Origin of the sequence: Brevundimonas sp., from assembly GCF_965279155.1 — a bacterium.
In the GTDB taxonomy this organism is placed as follows: Bacteria; Pseudomonadota; Alphaproteobacteria; order Caulobacterales; family Caulobacteraceae; genus Brevundimonas.
Window position 1 is genome coordinate 2,295,080 of the sequence record NZ_OZ257138.1, and the last position, 17,831, is coordinate 2,312,910.

Below are 17,831 nucleotides of genomic sequence, written 5' to 3' on the forward strand. Positions count from 1 at the left end.
CTTGATTTTGTCCCCCCGGATCACGTGCGTGCTCAGATCAAGGGTGCGGCGGGAACGTCGGCGACGACATTGAGATCGCCATCGGCCGGTACGTCGGGAAGGGCGAGGAACATCTCGCGTTTGGCGTTTGCAGGCACCAGTCCCAAGCCGACGGCGTTCGAGACGTCGGCCGGCTCGATGCGGTGGCTCCAGCCGGGGACGGACACGGTGATGGTGCTGGAGTTCACCTGGCCATGCAGGGCGCCGGTGTTCTCGAAGGTGATGATCACGCCCTTCGTGCCGTCGGCCAGTTCGCCGCGACGGATTGCAATGGGCTTTATATCGGCGCGTGCGCCGGCCGGACCGATCGCGACCACAGTCTGGATCGCGTAAAGCAGTTGCACGGCGGCGCCTGCCGTCTGGTCCATTTCGATCGGCAATTCGCTGGTGGTGAAGGCGAACATCTTGCCTTCCGCCAGTGTCGGGTCCCCGACCCAACGAATGCGGAAAATCTGAGTGCCGTTCGGCGGGATGTTCGCCACGGCGGGAAAGATCAGGAAGTCCTCGCCTTCGACGGGGGTGAATACCGCCTGTCCCTTCTCGGGAATTTCAAGGCTGCTCACCGTCAGTTCGACGGAAACGGGGCGGTTGCGGTCGTTCACGACCCGGATGCCGCCGTTGGACTGAGCGCCGCTGTAGCGCATGTCCAGAAAGACCGGCTGGACGAGCAATGCCGAAGACGGCGTCGCCACCAGCATCAGGGCAAGCGCCCCGAGCAATCCCAGCTTCTTGAAAATGGCGGCAGGCATCACGCGTCTCCGACTAACGTCCCGCGACCATCGCGTCGTAGGGGTTTAGAAAGCTTCAAGAAAAAGGGCCCAGCCTCGTTGAGACCGGGCCCTGTATCAGAACGTCAGACGTTCCTTAGAGAGGCGTGGCGCCCGAAACGACCGGAGCCATCGTCACCTTCAGGAAGTCGGTGTATTGGCCGGCCAGCAGAAGGCGGTTGGCGTCGGCCGGAACGGCGACGCGGATTTCGAAATCGCCGGCAGCCGGTTGTTGGTTGGCCAGCAGGGTCGACGTGCCGCTCAGAGCGCTCTTGAAGCCGGTTTGGCCGCCGAAGAGAGCCGACACGTTGTAACGCACTTGGTCGGTAAAGGCCGAACCGAAGGCCGAACCGAAGGCGGTGTTGCGCAGGCCGTCACGCTCGGATTCGGCAGTCACGTTGAAGGTCGTGTTGCACTGCGATTGAGCATAGACCATCGCGGCGGCGGACGCTTGGATGGTGTTGGTCGTCGGGTTTTGGATGTTGAAGGTGATGGTGCCGTCACCGTTAGCGGCGGTGCCGCCACGGCCGTTGTCGCCAGGAGCAACGGTCGAGTTGCCGGCGCGCGTGGTCACCGAGGTGCCCAGCTTGCAGAAGTCGGCGACGGTCGAACGCAGAGCCCAGGTGGCTTGGCCGTCGTTGCCGTAGGTAGCCGAACCCCAGCTGGTTTGGGCGGCGGCGGGGCTGGCGATCAGGGCGACGCCGGCAGCGGCGAGAAGCAGCTTCTTCATGGTGGTAGTCTCCAGGTAGAGGCCCCATCGAGCCTCGTGCGTTACGGGGCGCTGGCCCCAATATGGCGGCGGCGAAATCGCCGTCGTCATCTCTCTCAGTCCCTCTCCCCGCCCAGGACGGGCGAGAGGCGAAGGACCAATCGATCTCGGTATTGACCTGCCAGAACCGGCGTCGGATCTGCGGCCATGGTCAGCTTCACCGACGCGGCGCCCGAGGCGCCCTGGCGGCCGTTGAAGCGGAAGACGCATCCGGCGCGTTCGCCGGCTTCGCGTTGCATTTGCTCGCTGTCGCAAGACGAGGTGGCGCGGCCGTTCGGCAGGGCCAGAGCCGCGTCGTAGGTGATGCGATTACGAAAACCGAAGGCCCGCGTCGCATCGGTCTGCAGCCCGCCATTCTGCGAGGTCATCACCGCCCGGAAGGGGCTGTTGCAGTCGAAGGTGAAGTCCAGGTTCAGGTTGCGGGCGATCGTGCCGCCGCTGGACGGGTCCAGCAGTTGGCCGAACGAGGCCGAGCTTTCCGATTGGCTGACCGTGCAGCGCGGCGAGATCACGCCGGCCACTTCGACGCGCAGCCGGTTCGATGTGCCGGTCGGTCCCAGGTCCATGGCGCTGGCGGCGGTGCTCAGCCCGCCAGCAAGACACAGGGCGCCGAACGCCGCGATGCATCGCAGTTGCCCCCTCATGATCGCTTCCCCCGAGCATCAGGCCTTAGCCTGTTCATATCATTGTTATTCGGCGGCGAATTACCGCCAGAATAAGTAGAACGTCAATAGATAAAAACTGAACTGTCTGGTTCGCTCAGATATTCGCCATTCAGGGGAAATATCGGAGATCAGGATACACTTGCGCATTGATGCAAAGTCATCAGACCGCATCGCTTTTACTACGACAATGAGTTTGAAAATCAGTGGTTGTCGTTCTGATTAGCGCTCAAGCGGCGAACATATAGTCGGCCGTATGATCTGCTGTGTCAGATCGTGCCCAAAGTTGTCTTCCCCTCCACCGTCTTCCCTCACCCTTCCAAGTTCCATGCCGTCCCGAATCAGGACGGTTTCGGCGTGGATATGCAGGATGGTTAAGAAAACGTTAATCGAAGAGTCCTGTAATGTCGCTTTTGACGAAATGCAACTGGCATCTAGAGGGCGTGGCCGTTTCCTCCGGGTGCTAAAAATCAGGTGTCCCAAAGGCTTAGCTTGACCATAAGGCGCGCCGGGACTGCGTGATCCCGCGCCATAGGGCGCCGAAGCGACGGCTCATTCTGGGTGTCTTCTCTGAGCGGTCCCCTGAAGATGCGCCGGGGATCTTCGCCGATTTTAAGCGACTGTCGGCAGGCGGTGCGAGCTGGAACAGGTCTGCCAATTTTGCGGATCGAGCGTCGCTGGCGCCTCCACCACGACGTCTGGCGGAAATGGCTGGTAAAGGGACAAGTTGTGTCGGTTCGTGCGCATATGCCCACGAATGTATCAAAACGATACAGTCGTGGGCGGACTGCAAATCCGTATGTCGGCTTAGAGGTCGATCAGACGATCTCTGCGCGCAGATCGCTAGCTCGATGTGCGATCCAGGCCATGCATCTTGCGGTCGGCATAGGCGATGCGCGGCCGTTGATGTCGTCCCACAAGACGATCGCAGCATTAACGCGCAAGGCCATAGCCACCGAGCGGTCACGCCGTCATGCGTCACCGCACGGCGCGACGACGAGGCATGCCCGATTGCTACACGAACCTTTAACGCTGCTGGATATACAACCCATGCGAGCAATCGTGAGGTTGGTATGCGCACGCACGGACCCATCCCTCAGACCATGCGACGCCGGCGCGAAGGCGCGGCGGCGGTGGAGTTTGCGTTGGTGGGGCCGATCCTGGTGCTGCTGCTGATCGCCATCGTCGTCTATGGCGGCTGGTTCCTGATGGCCCAGTCGGTTCAGGCCCTGGCGTCGGAGGGGGCGCGGGCGGCGGTGGGCGGGCTGGATGCGGTCGAGCGCGACGGGCTGGCGCGGCGCGAGGTGACGGCGGCGGTGCGGGGCGTGGCGCTGGATCCCGATAGAATGACGATCGAGGTGGCGGAGGAGGCCGGGCGGCTGCGGGTCGTGGTGGTCTATGATTCTGGCGACAGCCTGGTCATGGCGCTGGGCGGAATGCTGCCGCGTCCGCCGGTCGTCATCCGGCGCTCGGCGGTGATCCATGTGGGGGACTACTCGTGAGCGTCTGGCGTAAACGCTTCGTCGCGGATCGGCGGGGGGCGGTCGCCGTGATCGCGGCCGTTGCGGGGGGCCTGCTGTGCATCGTCACGGCCGTGGCCATCGATCTGGGGGTGCTTGTCCTGCACACGCGACGGGTCCAGGGGGCGGCGGATCTGGCGGCCCTGTCGGCGGTTCAGAACCTGTCGCGGGGCGAGGCCGTCGTGCGCCGGGCGTCCTCCGCGACGGTCAAGGCCAATGTGGCGCCCGACGTGTCCGTGACGGTGGCGACCACGCTCGGCGTCTATGCGCCAGACCCGAAAAAGGCCCGGGATGATAGGTTCGCCCCGGGCGGCGCGACGCCCAACGCCGCCCGCGTCGAGGTGACGAGCCGTGCGCCGCTGTTCTTCACCGAACTGCTTCTGGGCCGCGATCAGGTGCGCGTGCATCGTCGTGCCACGGCGGCAGCATCCGACGGCGCGCCGCCCAAGGCGATGTTCTCCATCGGCTCGCGCCTGGCGCGGCTGGACGGCGGGGTGGCGAACCAGGTGCTGAGCGGCCTGACGGGCTCCAAGGTCTCGCTCAGCGTCATGGACTATCGGCGGTTGGCGGACCTGGACGTCAATCTGCTGGGCTTCACCGACGCCCTGGCGACGGATCTGGACATCGAGATCGGCGATTACGACCGGCTGCTGACGACCGATGTCGATGCCGGTCGGGCGCTGAAGGTGCTGGAACGGTTGGCGGGCGGCGACGACGGCGGGGCGCTGGGCCGGTTGGCCTCGGCCTCGGTCGGAACGAAGGTGAAGCTGGGCGATCTGATCGGTGTCGAGGCCCAGTCGCCGCAAGGAATCCGAGAGGGTCTGGATGCGTCCGTCTCGGCCATGGACCTGGCCATGGCGATGCTGGAGGTCGGGGGCGGGGACCGGCAGATTGCGCTGAACCTGGGCGTGCCCGCCGGCCTGGCCGATCTGAAGACCAGCCTGGCCATCGGCGAACGGCCCAACCGCTCGCCCTGGCTGACGGTGACGGCGAACGGCCAGCCGATCATCCGCACGGCCCAGGCGCGGCTCTATGTTCGAGCCAAAACGGCCCAGACGCTGTCGGGTCTGGCGCGGGTCGAGCTGCCGATCCTGGTCGAGCTGGCGGCGTCCGAGGCGCGGCTGAAATCCCTGTCCTGCGATCCGGCGCGCTCGGTCGAGGTCGAGGTGCGGCCGGGCCTGGCGCGCGCCTCCATCGGCGCGGTGGACGAGACGAAGCTGGACGACTTCAAGACAGGCCCGTCGCCGCAACGCGCCACCCTGCTGTCCGTCCTGGGGCTGGTCAGCATCACCGGCAAGGCCGACGTGGAGGCCGCCGATCCAGGCTTCAAACCGCTGAGGTTCGACGCCGCCGACATCGAGGCGCAACGGATCAAGACCGTGGCCTCGCGCAGCTTCGCCAGCGGTCTGGTCTCCAGCCTGTTGGGGCGGCTGGACGTGGATGTGAACGTGGTCGGACTGGGCTTGGGCCTCGGCGACCTGACCAGGGCTCTGGGCCGGCTGCTGGAACCGTTGGGCCCGGTGCTGGACGGCGTGCTGAACCCGGTGCTGGATGTGCTGGGGCTCAGGCTGGGCGAGGCCGACGTGGCGGTGCACGGCCTGTCATGCCCGAGCGAAGGCCGATCGACGCCGCGCCTTGTCGGCTGAACTCAGCCTTGAGAACTTAGCCGTGGGCGGGGCGCAGGCCCTCGGCCGAGGCCTGCTGCATCGACGGGCGCTTCTGACCGCCCGAGGCGATGATGCGGTCGATGCGGGCCTTTTCGGCGCGGAAGGCGGTCAGGTCGGCGCCGGCCAGTTCGGTGCCTTCCTGGGTGCGCACGCCGGCGGGATTGATCCGCTGGCCGCCGCGCCACAGTTCGTAGTGCAGGTGCGGGCCGGTCGAGGCGCCGGTCGAACCGACATAGGCGACGATCTGGCCCTGGCTGACCCGCTGGCCGGCGCGAATGCCCGAGCCATAGCGCGACAGGTGGCCGTAGCCGCTTTCGAGACCGTTGTTGTGACGGATGCGCAGCCAGTTGCCATAGCCGCCCCAGCGGCGGGCCTCGACCACCACGCCGTCGGCAGGGGCCACGACCGGCGTGCCGGTTCCGGCGGCGAAGTCGATGCCCTGGTGCATCTTCTTGTAGCCAGAGATCGGATGGGTGCGGAAACCGAAGCTGGACGACACCCGGCGGAAGCTCTGCAGCGGGGTGCGCATCATGGCTGATCGCAGGTTCTTGCCGTTGGCGTCGAAGAACTGAGCCTCCTTCGCGCCGGCCGGCTTGAAGCGATAGAAGGTGACGCCGCGCAGTTCGGCGTACATCAGGTCGCCCACGTCCACGGTGCGGCCGGCCTCGGTCACTTCACGGTCGAAGACCATGGTGAACTCGTCAGACGACCGGATGTCGCGCTGCATGTCGAACTTGGTGGCGAACAGACGGCTGGCGGAACGGACGATGGAGGCGGTGGCGCCCAGTTCGCGGGCGCTGGCGGACAGGGATCGCTCGACGTCGCCCTTGAGCACCACGGTCTCGTGGGTGACTTTTTCTTCCAGCGACCGCAGGCGCAGGGCGCCGTCGAAGCTGCGCGACACGGTCAACTGGGACGCCGGCCCGGTGCGCATGGTCAGGCCGATCAGGCGGGCGTCGCCACGGCCGTCGCGCGGCTTGGCGATGGCGGTCTCGAACTTCAGGCCGGCGCGCAGGTCGGCCAGGTCGAAGGCGTTGGCGACAGTGGCGGCGACGGCGCTGGCTTCTTCCGGCGCGACGCCGGTGCGGGCGACGGCCTGCTCGAAGGTTTCGCCGCGGCGGATCTGGACGTTGACGGCCTCGGGCGCGGTCATGCCGGCGGGGGCGTTGGCGGAGGCGAAGGCCTTGGCTTCCATGGCGGCCATCTGGGCCGAGGTCAGCGCGGGAACTTCTTCGGCCTGAGCGGGTTGATAGGCTCTACCGGCGAGCATCGCCACCGAGATTGCCGCGACCGCAGTAAGCATATGCGGCGCGAGCCGTGTCGGCTGGCGGCGTGGGTCGAACTGAGCCATCGGTCCCCGTCGTATTGCGACGCCTGCGGCGCCAAAGCGTTACTCGTTCTCGAAGTTCGCGCCTATCGCCCATGGCGCAAGGGCGGTCGTATAGCCTGCCTGTCTCACTTTGGGAAGACAGACTGTTACAAACGGTTAACATGCGGATCACAAACTGCGAGGCGCAGCCAAGCTTCGTATGGCATGACGCCCCTTTGTCGCCCAGCTTCACCGTCATGGATCGCGTCGTCGAATGCCTACGGTCGCGCTTTGATCTTGTGCTCAGGATCAGGATGGCGAAGGTGAGCGGCGACCTGTTTCAATCCCGCGATCGATCCGCTTGACCGACACCCCCGCTCAGACGTCCACCAAGTCCACCGCCCCGTCGCCGAAGCCAAAGCCTCGTCGTCGCGTCTGGCGTTTCGTCGCCATCGGCGTCCTGATCCTGGCGCTGCTGCTCGGTGTGGCGGCGGCCGTCCTCTATCTCAATCGCCGGGCGGTGGCGCGCGACGTTCTGGTCGGCTGGCTGGACCAACGCGGCATCCAGGCCGATGTCGAGGTCGAGCGGATCGAGATCGACGGCTTCGTCGGCCGCATCCGCATCGGCGATCCCAAAAATCCCGATGTCGTGGTCGAGCGGGCCGAGGTCGATTACGCCGTCGCCCTGCCGTGGTCCAAGTCGGGTCTCGGCGTCACGCCCAGCCGTATCCGCCTGGTCCGACCGGTGGTGCGCGCCAGCTGGAAGGGCGGAAAGCTGTCCTTGGGTTCGCTGGACCCGCTGGTCGAGGAATTCACCGGCGGCCCGCCCCGCCCGGATTCGCGCAGTCCCCTGGTCATCATCGAGGGCGGTCGCGGGCGGCTGGACACCGAATATGGGCCTGTCGAGATCCTAGCCGATGCGCGGATCGACGATGGCAAGCTGATGCGGCTGGCGGCGCGCCTGCCCACGGCGGCGCTGAAAAGCGGAGAGGTCGAGGCGCGGGGCCTGTCTGCGACCCTAGACCTGACCACCACGGGCGACCGGGTGGCGCTGCGCCTGCTGGCGGCGGCCGACGCCTTTGCGACGCCTGCCGCGAGAGGGCAGGGGGCGAACCTGACCCTGACCGGCGACCTGCCCTATCCCGATCTGAAGACCCGACGCGGCGACGGCCGGGTGGTTCTGGACGCTCGCCTGAGCGGCGCGAGCCTGGGGACTGAAACCCTCGGCGCGCGCGACGCCGACGTTACGGCCCAGTTCGACGGCGTCGTCTCCGGCTGGATCGAGACCTTCCGCCTAGAGGGCGCCGCGACGACGGTCTTGAAGGCCGCGGCGGTCCAGGGCGCGGACCTTCGCATCGCCGATGTCGCGGCGAGGGCGACGGGGGCCAAGCTGACCGTCTCGCGCAACGACGCCCTGCGCTGGAGCGTGCAGGCGCCCCTGTCCCTGACGGCCGGTTCGGGGCGGATGGGCCAGACGAATATCAGCCGCCTGTCGCTAACCTCGCGCGCCCTCAGCTTCGGCGGCAAGGACGCGGCCTTCGAGGCGACCGGCCCGGTCAGTGCGACCTTCGACCGGTTCGGCTTCGGCGACCTGGCGCTGAAGCGCGGGCGCGCCGACCTGAACCTGGACGTGGTCAGCGACGGCGTGATTCAGATCGGCGCCGATGGATCCCTTCGCGCCGTCGATGGCGCCTGGCCACTGTTCGGCCCGGTCGGTCCCGACGACATCGCCGAATTGGCTGAGATGAAGCGGGCGCTGGGAAGCTTCGCCCTGAACGCCCCGGCGATCCGGTTCGCGACCGGCACGGCCGGAACCACGGTCGCCCTGGCGCGTCCCGTGACCCTGACCCCGGCCAACGGCGGCGTCCTGACGGTGGCCCAGGCAGGCGAAGGCGCCTATCAGGCCGAGGCCGGCCGGCTGGGCGGCGGCGCGCTGAGCGTCACCGCGACGCGCGGCAAGGGCCTGCCGGAGATGACCGTCGCCGTGCCGAACTGGCGCCTGACCGAGACCGGGTTCGAGGCCACGCTGGACGGCCGCGCCCGTCTCGATTTCGACCTGGCGCGCGGCATCGACGCCCGGACGCGCGGCGTCCTGGCCATGGCCGACGGCCGGCTGACCTATGCGACCCCGGACTGCGTGGACCTGACGGTCGAGCGGCTGGAGCTGGACGAGAACGACGTGCATCAGGTCGCCGGGAAACTGTGCCCCGCCGGCGGTCCGTTGCTGACATCCAAGGACGGCGTCTGGCGCGTCGTCGGCGCCTTCGACCAGGTCTCGGCCCAGGCCCCCTTCCTGGGCATGCGGTTCGCCGACGCCTCGGGGCGGGTCACGGTCGACGGGACCAAGGCCGGCGTCGGCCTGACGGCGAACGTCACGACCGCCCGCGCCATAGACGCCCTGACCCCCACGCGGTTCGAACCCCTGGCCGCCACCGGCTCCGCGACCCTGGCCAACGAACGCTGGAGCGGCGCCTTTGATCTGAAGGGCACGGGCGAGGCGGCGGCGCATACGCTAGGCCGCCTGACCCTGGCGCACGACGGCCGCACGGGTTCGGGCGGCATCGCCATCACCGCCCCCAATGTGACCTTCGCCGAGAACGGCCTTCAGCCGGCGATGCTCAGCCCCCTGGCCGCTGACTTCCTCGCGTCGCCGGTCGACGGCGCCGTCAGCTTTGACGGCCGATTCGACTGGACCAAGGACGCCGAGCCGACCTCCAGCGGGCGTCTGGTCACGCCGGGCCTGGATTTCGTCAGCCCGGCCGGCGCGGTCAAGGGTTTGCGGGGCGACGTGGTGTTCAGCAGTCTGACCCCCCTGATCACCGCCCCGAACCAGAAGCTGACGGCTGACAGTCTGGCGGTCGGCACGGCGGTCACGGCCCTGGACGTGACCTTCTCGGTCAACGAAGCGGGCGTGCTGATCGACGGCGCCCAAGTCGTCGCCGGCGGCGGCACGGTCTCGGTCGAGCCCTTCACAGTTCCACTGGACGCGACCCAGCCCTACAGCGGCGTCATCGTGCTGGACCGGGTGCAGCTGGGCGATATCGTCGCCGACACCGGCTTCGACGACAAGGTCAAGCTGGACGCCGTGGTCTCGGGCCGTCTGCCCTTCATCATGGACCCCAAGGCGGGCCTGCGCATCACCGCCGGGACACTGGGCGCGGTCCAGCCGGGCCGGCTGTCGATCAAGCGCGAGGTCCTGACGGACGTCAATGCGGGCGGCGGCGGAGAGGAACTGCCCTCCGGCATGGTCGAGGATCTGGCCTATCAGGCGATGGAGGACCTGTCCTTCGACGTACTCAGCGCCGACGTGAACAGTATGGACGGCGGCCGGGTCTCGGTGCTGTTCCACATTCGCGGTCGCCACGATCCGCCCCAGCGCCAGGAGCTGCGCCTGACGATCGCCGAGCTGATCAGCCGCCAGTTCCTGAACCGCAAACTGCCCCTGCCGTCGAACACCCAGATCGACCTGACGCTGGACACGACCCTGAACGCCAACCAGCTGATCTCGGACCTGCTGGCGGTCAATCGCGCCCGGCAAGGCCAGCAAGAGCCGGACCCGACGCCGGTGCCTGCCGATTGAACTTCACCATTCAGCGCGCGTTCACTTGGCGACGTGCTATTAGACCCATCATTCTCGGCCGTACCGGAGTCCACGTCATGATCCACAAGCGCCAACTGGCCGGCCTCGGCTTCGGAGCGGTCGTCGTCGCCCTCGCGGCCTGCGCCCCGACCATCCGTCTTGAGGTCGCGCCGATCCAGATCTACGCCAAGCTGGACGCCGACGTGCGCGTCCGCCTGGACCAGGAGCTGCAAACCCTGCTCCAGCAAAACCCAAACCTCTTCTGATTTCCCGCTTCTCTTCTGAAAGGGACAGGCTGACATGACCTTCCGCAAACTCTTCGTCATCGCCGCCGCCGTCGCCGCCCTCGGCGTGGCTGGCGCCGCCGTCGCCCAGACCGGCGCTCAAAAGGCCCAGATCGACCAGGCCAAGGCCGCCGGCACCGTCGGTGAACAGGCCGACGGCTTCCTGGGCTTTCGCACCCCGACCTCGGACGCCGGCCTGCGCGCCGCCGTGGACGCCACCAACGCCGGCCGCCGCGCCGCCTACGCCCGCAGCGCGACCGACGCCGGCACCTCGGCCGATGTCGCCGGCGCCCGGATGTTCGAGTCCCAGCTCCTGCCCCGCATCTCCTCGGGCCAGTGGTACCGCAACGCCCAGGGCCAGTGGGTCCAACGCTAAACGACTGATGCGTCACCCTCGGGCTTGTCCCGAGGGCCCACGGCGGGTTCGGTCACGTGCTTTCTCCCGCTCATCCTGGCGAAAGCCGGGACCCAGTGCTTTCGCATCGCCGGTGCGTCGGATGACCACCGACCTCTGATCTCAGGCACCTTTCGCTCAAAGGCCTAGGTCCCGGTTTTCGCCGGGATGAGCGGAAAAGAGGGAGGGGCACGGCCCACCCTTAGCTGCCAAGGCTCCAGCCATCCTATTCCGCTAAAAGATGCGCCGTGTTTTCAGCCCATTAGGCGGCCGGATCGTCATCTTCCTTAGCGCCACGTCAGACCGGGTTATGATGCATGCCCGGTCTTTGACATCGCCATCCCCACGACTTGGACTCTTGGACTCGTTAGACTGTTTTTTCGGAGTCCAACTTCGTCGAGCAAATTGCATCTTGTTGCACCAGTGCAATTCGAGGCCGAATTTTAGTTAAACGAAAACAAAGCGCTGACGTGAAATTGCACGACTTGCACTGTTTTTCCCATTGAAGCGCAATTCCCCTTAACCGCTCGCCGGATCAGGCCGCCGCGCGTCTATCCAGCAGCGCAGGCAGCAAGAGCCCCTCCGCCAGCGCCCTGACCACCGGCACGGCGACGGCGTCGCCCATCAGCTTCAGCGCCGCGCTCTCGCTGGACGGCAGGCGATAGTCCTCGCCCACCCCCATCAGCCGCGCCGCCTCGCGCCCGGTCAGGCGCCGCACCCGCGCGCGGTCCTGGTCGCACACCACCACATACTGTCGCGACGACCCGCCCGCCGGCGTCCTCAGACATCCCGCCAGGCCGTCGAACCGGACCTCCAGCCGCTGGACCTTCTCGCCGTCCTCGGTCCGCACCCGACGATAGGCGGCCCCGACGCAGCGCCGGCCCGAGGCCACGGCCGCTTCGATCCTGACGCGGTGCAGCGGTCCGGCCAGGGCCAGTATGGCCTCCGCGTCCTCCAGCCAGGTCAAGGCGTCGTCCGGCTCCAGCACGGCGGCCAGGTCCAGATTGCGTTGCGACGGCGCGGGCAGGGACCACCAGGCCCAGGCCGCCTTCACCGCCTCGGGCAGGCGCGCGTGGGCGGCGATCAGGCGCGCCGAATGGAAGGGTGCTAAAGGCTCCGGCGCGCGCGGCGCCTCGCCCTGGATAGCCACCACGAACAGCCTCGGCCGCGACTGCGGGAGCCAATGCGCCGCATCCATCTCCAGCGCCCCGACCGTGTATCCCGCCTCGGCCATGGCCGTGCACACGGCCGCGAAGTCCCGTCCGTGCCCCGAGGTCAGCAGGCCGATCACATTCTCCAGCACGATCACGCGCGGGCCGCGCGCCTCGGCCGCCAGCCCCTGCATCAGCCGCCAGAAGCCCCAGAAGGCGCCGGATCGCCCGGCCTCCAGCCCGCCTCGCGCGCCCGCCAGGCTGACGTCCTGACAGGGCGAAGAGGCCCAGGCCATGTCCGGTCGTCCCGGCAGGTCCTCGACGGTCAGGCCCCAGACATCCCCCTGGCGAAACGGCGTGTGCGGATGATTGGCGACGAAAGCCCGCGCCTTGGCCGCATCCATGTCGTTGGCGAAGACGGTGTCTATGCCGGCGCTGGAAAGGCCCAGCCCTGCCAGACCGCCCCCGGCGAAGAACTCGTAGGCGCTGGGGCGAATCGACATTGGGCCAGCATAACGCAGCCCCGCCCCTTGACCGAGACCGTCCTCGACCTCACCTCCGCCACGACAGAGGAGACCGTCATGCGCCCCATTCTGCTCGCCGCCGTCGCGGCTCTTTCGCTGACGGCCTGCTACGACCGCAACGACGCCAAGCCCCAGTCCGCGCCCGAGCCGCAGGCCGCCGCGACCCTGGGCGGCGTCGATCTGGGCAAGCCGGTGCGCGCGCTCGGCACCGAACCGTTCTGGGGGGTGGAGATCACCCCCGACGCCCTGATCTACACGCGCGTCGATCAGCCACCCCAGCGCGCGCCCAATCGCGGCGCGACGGTTCAGGGCACGGTCGCCACCTTCGCCAGCTCCACCGACCTGAACCAGGCGCTGAACGTCGTCCTGATCGCCACCGAATGCTCGGACGGCATGAGCGACCGCACCTATCCGCTGACGGCCAAGGTCGAGATCGGCGACGACACCCTGACCGGCTGCGCCGCCCCGGCGTCGATGCTGACGGCGCAACCCGCGCCCTGATCGATCACCACCATTCGGCGTCGCGCAGCATCCGGGCGTAGCGGCGGCTGACCGGCGCCGACAGGCCGCCGTCCAGCGTCAGGGTCGCCCGGCCGTCGCCGCGCTCGACACCCCGCACCGCGTCGCGCGCCACCCACCAGCTGCGGTGCGTCCGGGCGCCTTCCAGCCCCTCCAACTCCTCCACCGCATCCGACAGCCGCATCAGGATCAGGTCCGATCCGCGGTCGGTGTGGATGCGCAGATAATGGTCCTCGGCCTGCACCGCCCGGATCGCAGCGCCCCTCAGCTTCATCGGCAGGCGCTCCAGAAACCGCACCGGCCGGGCTGCCGTCTCGGGCGGCGCCGCATGGGTCTGGACCGGTCGGCTGCGCCCCAGGAAGACGTTCAGCGTCGTCACCGCCGCGGTGATCACCACCACCGGCACGACCAGCTGGGGCAGGACGCCCAGCGGATAAAGCCTCTGGGCGAAGAACAGGCCCGTCGCCGCCCAGACGATGACGCACAGCGGCCCGGTGATCACGACCGCCATCGCCGCGATGGTCCGCCACGGCCGCTCGTCCACGTCCAGATACCGGCTCACCCATGCGCCGCACAGATGGCCCCACAGCCCGCCCAGCACCATGACCACGACCCAATAGGCCAGCCGTGGCCCGAACGCCGCGCCCGCCGTCCCGAACGCCCCGGTCATCGCCAGGAAGACGCCGCCCAGAACGGCGACGATCAGGCCGCGCAGGAAGGTGCGGCGGCGGTCGGCGGCAAGAGGCGTCATGGCGGCTTTCGGCATCAGGAGATCGCGCCTTGAGACCACGATTTCCCACCCGTTGAAAGGAGGAGGCGAAAGACATGTGGGCGTTGACGCAAGCGATATGGGCGTTGGCGAAACGCGGGATGCGTGGCCGGGCGCGGCGCGTCACGACGATGGAAATGGAGATTTCCCATGCCTCGCCTGTCTCGCCTCTTGCCGTCCGTCCTGGCCCTCGCTCTGCTGATCGTCCCTCTCGTCGCCTATCTGGCAGTCGACGACGGGCGGCTGGCGCGGATGGGGTTCACGCCGCACGCCCCCGACTGGCGCCTGCTGCTGACCTCGCCGCCGGCGATCCAGATCCACGTCGCCGCCGCCCTTACGGCCCTGGCGATCGGCGTCGTCCTGCTGATCGGGGTGAAGGGAAACCGGCTGCATCGGACGCTGGGCTGGACCTGGGTGCTGGCCATGGCGACGACGGCGGTCAGTTCGTTCTTCATCCACCGGCTCAATCCCGGCGGTCCGGGCGGCTTCTCCCTGATCCACCTGCTCAGCGGCTGGACGGTGATCGCCCTGCCGATGGCGGTCCATGCCGCGCGTCGCCACCGCATCGCCGACCACCGGCGCGCCATGACGGGGATGTTCGTGGGCGGCCTGATCGTCGCCGGGGTCTTCACCTTCCTGCCCGGCCGGTTGATGTGGGCGATCTTCTTCGGTTAAGGCTGGCCCGGCGACATCCCGACCACGGCGCGGAAGCCGGCGGCGGCGAACCGGACCATATAGTCGCCCGCCGTCTCCAGATCGCCCGACCGCGCCTGTCCGTTCGACAGCCGGTCCAGCCGCCCCGTCTCGCCCAGCGTCAGGGTCAGGGCGCCCGACAGATTGTGATAGCCCCAGTACAGATCGACCTCGCTGGCGTCCGGCAGCACCTTCGCGATCAGTTCGATCAGCCGGTGGATCGCCGGGTCGAAATAGCGGGCCATGGTCTCGCCGCCGAAACTGGGGTTGGCGTTGGTCTGGGCCACCAGGGCGGAATAGTGTTTCCACCCCGGCCCGCCCTTAAGCGACCATTCGAACGGCGGCCGCAGGAAGGCTTCCAATAGGCCCTCCAGCGTCATGGCCTCGCCCGCTGTCTCGGCATAGCGATCGATGGCGGAGACCCGGTCGGCGTTCCACACCTCGGCCCGGCGCAGGAAGACGGCGTCAAACAGCTCGCGCTTGGCCCCGAAATAATAGTGGACCAGGGCGGTATCCACTCCCGCCTCGCGCGCCACCTCGCGGATGGTGACGCCATAGAAGCCGTGTTTGGAGAACAGGTCCTCGGCCGCGTCCAGGATCAGCTCGCGGGTCTCGCCCGCCGCCTTGGCCTGGGCCTTGGGCGGACGACCCCGACGGGCCGGCGCAGCGCCCGCCGCCTTGCGACGCGCGGCGGCGACGGGGCGGGGTGTCGGGATGGCGGCGTCCGGCTTGCTCATGCGGCAAGGCTAGGCTTGCGTCATCGCTGGTGCAACGGCGCCACGGCGGGAGATCGTCATGCCTTCAGAGAAGGGGAGCGTTTGACAGATCGGGGAAACCCGGTCAGGTTCACGAAAATCATTGAACGCTGAATAAAAGCGTCAACGGGCTGGAAACGACAACAAGGGGTCTAGGATCATGAACCGTCATGTGAAGTGCGCGCTGCTGGCCGGCGCGGCGTGGGGCGTGCTTGCGGGGGCTTCGGTCGCCCAGGACGCGGAGGCCGCCGCTCAAGCGGCGAACGCCAATCAGGACACGGCCACCGTCGACGACATCGTCGTCACCGCGCGTCGTCGCGACGAGCAGCTGAAGGACGTGCCGATCGCGGTCTCGGCTCTCAGCGCCGAACGTCTGGAGCAGACCGGCGCGACCGACATCACCGCCCTGCAGCAGCAGACGCCGAACGCCACGGTCCAGATCGCGCGCGGCTCCAACTCGACCCTGATCAGTTTCATCCGCGGCGTGGGCCAGCAGGATCCGCTGTGGGGCTTCGAACCCGGCGTCGGCCTCTACATCGACGACGTCTATGTCGCCCGTCCTCAGGGCGCCGTGCTCGACATCTTCGACATCTCGCGCATCGAGGTGCTGCGCGGCCCGCAAGGCACCCTGTATGGCCGCAACACCATCGGCGGCGCGATCAAATACGTCACCAAACGCCTGGGCGCCGACCCCAGCCTGACGGCGCGCGCCGAGCTGGGCAGCTATAACGAGCAGAACTTCCTGGTCTCCGGCTCCATCCCCGTCGGCGAGACGTTCGCCATCGGCGGCGCGGTCGCGACCTATCAGCACGACGGCTACGGCAAGAACCTGAACACCGGTCAGGACCAGTACGACAAGGACGTCACCGCCTATCGCGCCAGCGCGGAATGGACGCCTAACGACAACCTGTTCTTCCGCCTGGCCTGGGACCGGGTCGAGGACGACTCCAGCCCCCGCCACGGCCACCGCGAGGTCAATTCCACGACCGGCGGCTTCACCCCGCCTGCCGGCGAATACGACACAAACGCCGGCATCACTGGCGAGCAGAAGGTGGTCACCGAAGGCGTCGCCCTGACCGGCGAATACCGCGTCAACGACATGCTGACGCTGAAATCGATCACCGCCTATCGCTCGGGCGACACCGCCACCGTCATCGACTTCGACCAGGCGCCCCAGCCCTTCCTGGACGTGCCCGCCATCTATTCCGACGATCAGTTCAGCCAGGAATTCCAGGCCCTGTTCACCGGCGAGCGCTGGTCCGGCGTCGCGGGCGTCTTCTATCTGGACGGCACGTCATCGGGCGCCTTCGACACCATCGCCGGCAACCTGGGCCTGACGATCGCGGCCGCCGGTTCGGTGGACACCAAATCCTTCTCGGTGTTCGGCGACTTCAGCTACGATCTGACCGACCGGCTGCACCTGTCGCTGGGCGGCCGCTACACCAAGGACGAGAAGGACGCCTCGGTCCAACGCTTCTTCTATCTGGGGGCTACGCGCAGCCCGCTGACCGGCGGAACGGCGCGTCCGATCTTTGCGACCCGCACCAACTATACCGCCTCGGACACCTTCGAGAAGTTCACGCCGCGCGCCAGCATCTCCTATGACTTCAGCGAGGAAATGACCGGCTACGCCTCGGTCAGCCAGGGCTTCAAGTCCGGCGGCTGGGATATGCGCGGGGACGCCGCCCTGGTGCCGCAGACGGTCAACGGCTACCAGCCCGAGACGGTCACCACCTATGAAGTCGGCCTGAAGGGCTCGGCCTTCGACCGTCGCATGAACTTCGCCTCGGCGATCTTCTATTCCGACTACAAGGACCAGCAGATCACGACCCAGCAGGTGGCGACCCTGCCCGCGGTAGGCATCGCTTCGGTCGTCGACAACGCCGGCGCCTCGACCATCTACGGCTTCGAGCTGGAAGGTTCGGCCTATCTCAGCGACGACATCACCGCCAACTTCTCGCTGGGCTATCTGAAGAACGAGTTCGATCAGTTCATCACCCTGGTCACGGGTTCGCCGGTCGATATCTCCAACCTGCGCGAACCCCAGAACTCGCCGGAATGGTCGGCCTACTACGGCATGACCTGGCGCGGCGACATTCTGGGCGGCGAGATCCGGGTGACGCCGTCGCTGTCGTATCGGTCCAGCTATCACCTGTTCGACACGCCCGATCCCATCCTGGACCAGGACGGCTATGTGCTGGCCGACGCCAGCGTGGTCTGGACCGCACCGAGCAAGCGCTGGGAGGTCGGCCTGTTCGGCCGAAACCTGACCGACGTGCGTTACAAGGTCGGCGGCTACAGCTTCCCTGGCGCGACCTTCAACAACTCGATCAGCGCCTTCTACGGCCCGCCGACCACCTATTCGGCGCGTCTGACCTACCGGTTCTGATCCCTATCCAAAACGCCTGACGACGAGGGGCGGCGGTCTT

General features: G+C 67.5%; 15 protein-coding genes. 8 read left to right on the plus strand and 7 right to left on the minus strand.

Going from position 1 to position 17,831, the window contains the following annotated elements:
* Window positions 1-32 precede the first annotated feature (32 nt).
* The 3 genes from ACQY72_RS10950 to ACQY72_RS10960 all read right to left on the minus strand — a co-directional run bounded on the left by ACQY72_RS10950 (window position 33) and on the right by ACQY72_RS10960 (window position 2,219).
* Window positions 33-788, minus strand: a complete 756-nt coding sequence (locus ACQY72_RS10950; RefSeq protein ID WP_159847633.1) for a fimbria/pilus periplasmic chaperone — start codon at window positions 786-788, stop codon at window positions 33-35.
* A 115-nt stretch (window positions 789-903) separates the two neighbouring features.
* Window positions 904-1,536, minus strand: coding sequence for a hypothetical protein (locus tag ACQY72_RS10955; protein WP_428153560.1), 633 nt, complete (start codon window positions 1,534-1,536; stop codon window positions 904-906).
* 95 nt (window positions 1,537-1,631) lie between these two features.
* Window positions 1,632-2,219, minus strand: a complete 588-nt coding sequence (locus ACQY72_RS10960; protein WP_428153561.1) for a hypothetical protein — start codon at window positions 2,217-2,219, stop codon at window positions 1,632-1,634.
* Window positions 2,220-3,340: 1,121 nt separating this feature from the next.
* On the opposite strand from ACQY72_RS10960, the gene ACQY72_RS10965 reads away from it, so the two are divergent.
* Together ACQY72_RS10965 and ACQY72_RS10970 are read left to right on the plus strand one after the other, a co-directional pair.
* Window positions 3,341-3,739, plus strand: a complete 399-nt coding sequence (locus tag ACQY72_RS10965; RefSeq protein ID WP_428153563.1) for a TadE/TadG family type IV pilus assembly protein — start codon at window positions 3,341-3,343, stop codon at window positions 3,737-3,739.
* Window positions 3,736-5,403 (plus strand): TadG family pilus assembly protein, encoded by a 1,668-nt coding sequence (locus ACQY72_RS10970; protein WP_428153564.1) that lies wholly within the window; start codon window positions 3,736-3,738, stop codon window positions 5,401-5,403. Before ACQY72_RS10965 ends, ACQY72_RS10970 begins: the two co-directional genes overlap by 4 nt.
* 16 nt (window positions 5,404-5,419) lie before the next feature.
* Here ACQY72_RS10970 and ACQY72_RS10975 read toward each other — a convergent pair whose 3' ends face one another.
* Window positions 5,420-6,775: a peptidoglycan DD-metalloendopeptidase family protein gene (locus ACQY72_RS10975; protein WP_428153565.1), complete on the minus strand. Its 1,356-nt coding sequence runs from the start codon at window positions 6,773-6,775 to the stop codon at window positions 5,420-5,422.
* Between the two features lie 319 nt (window positions 6,776-7,094).
* Between ACQY72_RS10975 and ACQY72_RS10980 the strand changes: the two genes are divergently transcribed.
* From ACQY72_RS10980 to ACQY72_RS10990, 3 genes are all read left to right on the plus strand, one after another.
* Entirely contained in the window at window positions 7,095-10,313 is a 3,219-nt protein-coding gene (locus ACQY72_RS10980; RefSeq protein WP_428153567.1) for an intermembrane phospholipid transport protein YdbH family protein, read from the plus strand.
* Window positions 10,314-10,390: 77 nt separating this feature from the next.
* A complete protein-coding gene (locus tag ACQY72_RS10985) occupies window positions 10,391-10,579 on the plus strand; it encodes a YnbE family lipoprotein (RefSeq protein ID WP_159847615.1) in 189 nt (62 codons plus the stop codon).
* A gap of 34 nt (window positions 10,580-10,613) precedes the next feature.
* The gene (locus ACQY72_RS10990; protein WP_428153568.1) at window positions 10,614-10,973 is read left to right on the plus strand and encodes a YdbL family protein; all 360 of its coding nucleotides are present in this window, start codon (window positions 10,614-10,616) and stop codon (window positions 10,971-10,973) included.
* A 553-nt stretch (window positions 10,974-11,526) separates the two neighbouring features.
* Here the strand turns inward: ACQY72_RS10990 and ACQY72_RS10995 are convergent.
* The gene (locus ACQY72_RS10995) at window positions 11,527-12,645 is read right to left on the minus strand and encodes a DNA cytosine methyltransferase (RefSeq protein ID WP_428153569.1); all 1,119 of its coding nucleotides are present in this window, start codon (window positions 12,643-12,645) and stop codon (window positions 11,527-11,529) included.
* Between the two features lie 78 nt (window positions 12,646-12,723).
* Here ACQY72_RS10995 and ACQY72_RS11000 point away from each other — a divergent pair, with 78 nt between their 5' ends.
* Window positions 12,724-13,167, plus strand: coding sequence for a COG3650 family protein (locus tag ACQY72_RS11000; RefSeq protein ID WP_428153570.1), 444 nt, complete (start codon window positions 12,724-12,726; stop codon window positions 13,165-13,167).
* A gap of 4 nt (window positions 13,168-13,171) precedes the next feature.
* On the opposite strand, the gene ACQY72_RS11005 is transcribed toward ACQY72_RS11000, so the two are convergent.
* On the minus strand, window positions 13,172-13,951 hold the full coding sequence (locus ACQY72_RS11005) for a LytTR family DNA-binding domain-containing protein (RefSeq protein WP_428153571.1): 780 nt from the start codon (window positions 13,949-13,951) through the stop codon (window positions 13,172-13,174).
* 153 nt (window positions 13,952-14,104) lie between these two features.
* On the opposite strand from ACQY72_RS11005, the gene ACQY72_RS11010 reads away from it, so the two are divergent.
* Window positions 14,105-14,629: a DUF2306 domain-containing protein gene (locus ACQY72_RS11010; protein ID WP_428153572.1), complete on the plus strand. Its 525-nt coding sequence runs from the start codon at window positions 14,105-14,107 to the stop codon at window positions 14,627-14,629.
* Here ACQY72_RS11010 and ACQY72_RS11015 read toward each other — a convergent pair.
* Window positions 14,626-15,384, minus strand: a complete 759-nt coding sequence (locus tag ACQY72_RS11015) for a TetR/AcrR family transcriptional regulator (RefSeq protein ID WP_428153574.1) — start codon at window positions 15,382-15,384, stop codon at window positions 14,626-14,628. The two genes, ACQY72_RS11010 and ACQY72_RS11015, sit on opposite strands and share 4 nt — an antisense overlap.
* Before the next feature lie 178 nt (window positions 15,385-15,562).
* Between ACQY72_RS11015 and ACQY72_RS11020 the strand changes: the two genes are divergently transcribed.
* Entirely contained in the window at window positions 15,563-17,791 is a 2,229-nt protein-coding gene (locus tag ACQY72_RS11020) for a TonB-dependent receptor (RefSeq protein WP_428153575.1), read from the plus strand.
* Window positions 17,792-17,831: the final 40 nt, after the last annotated feature.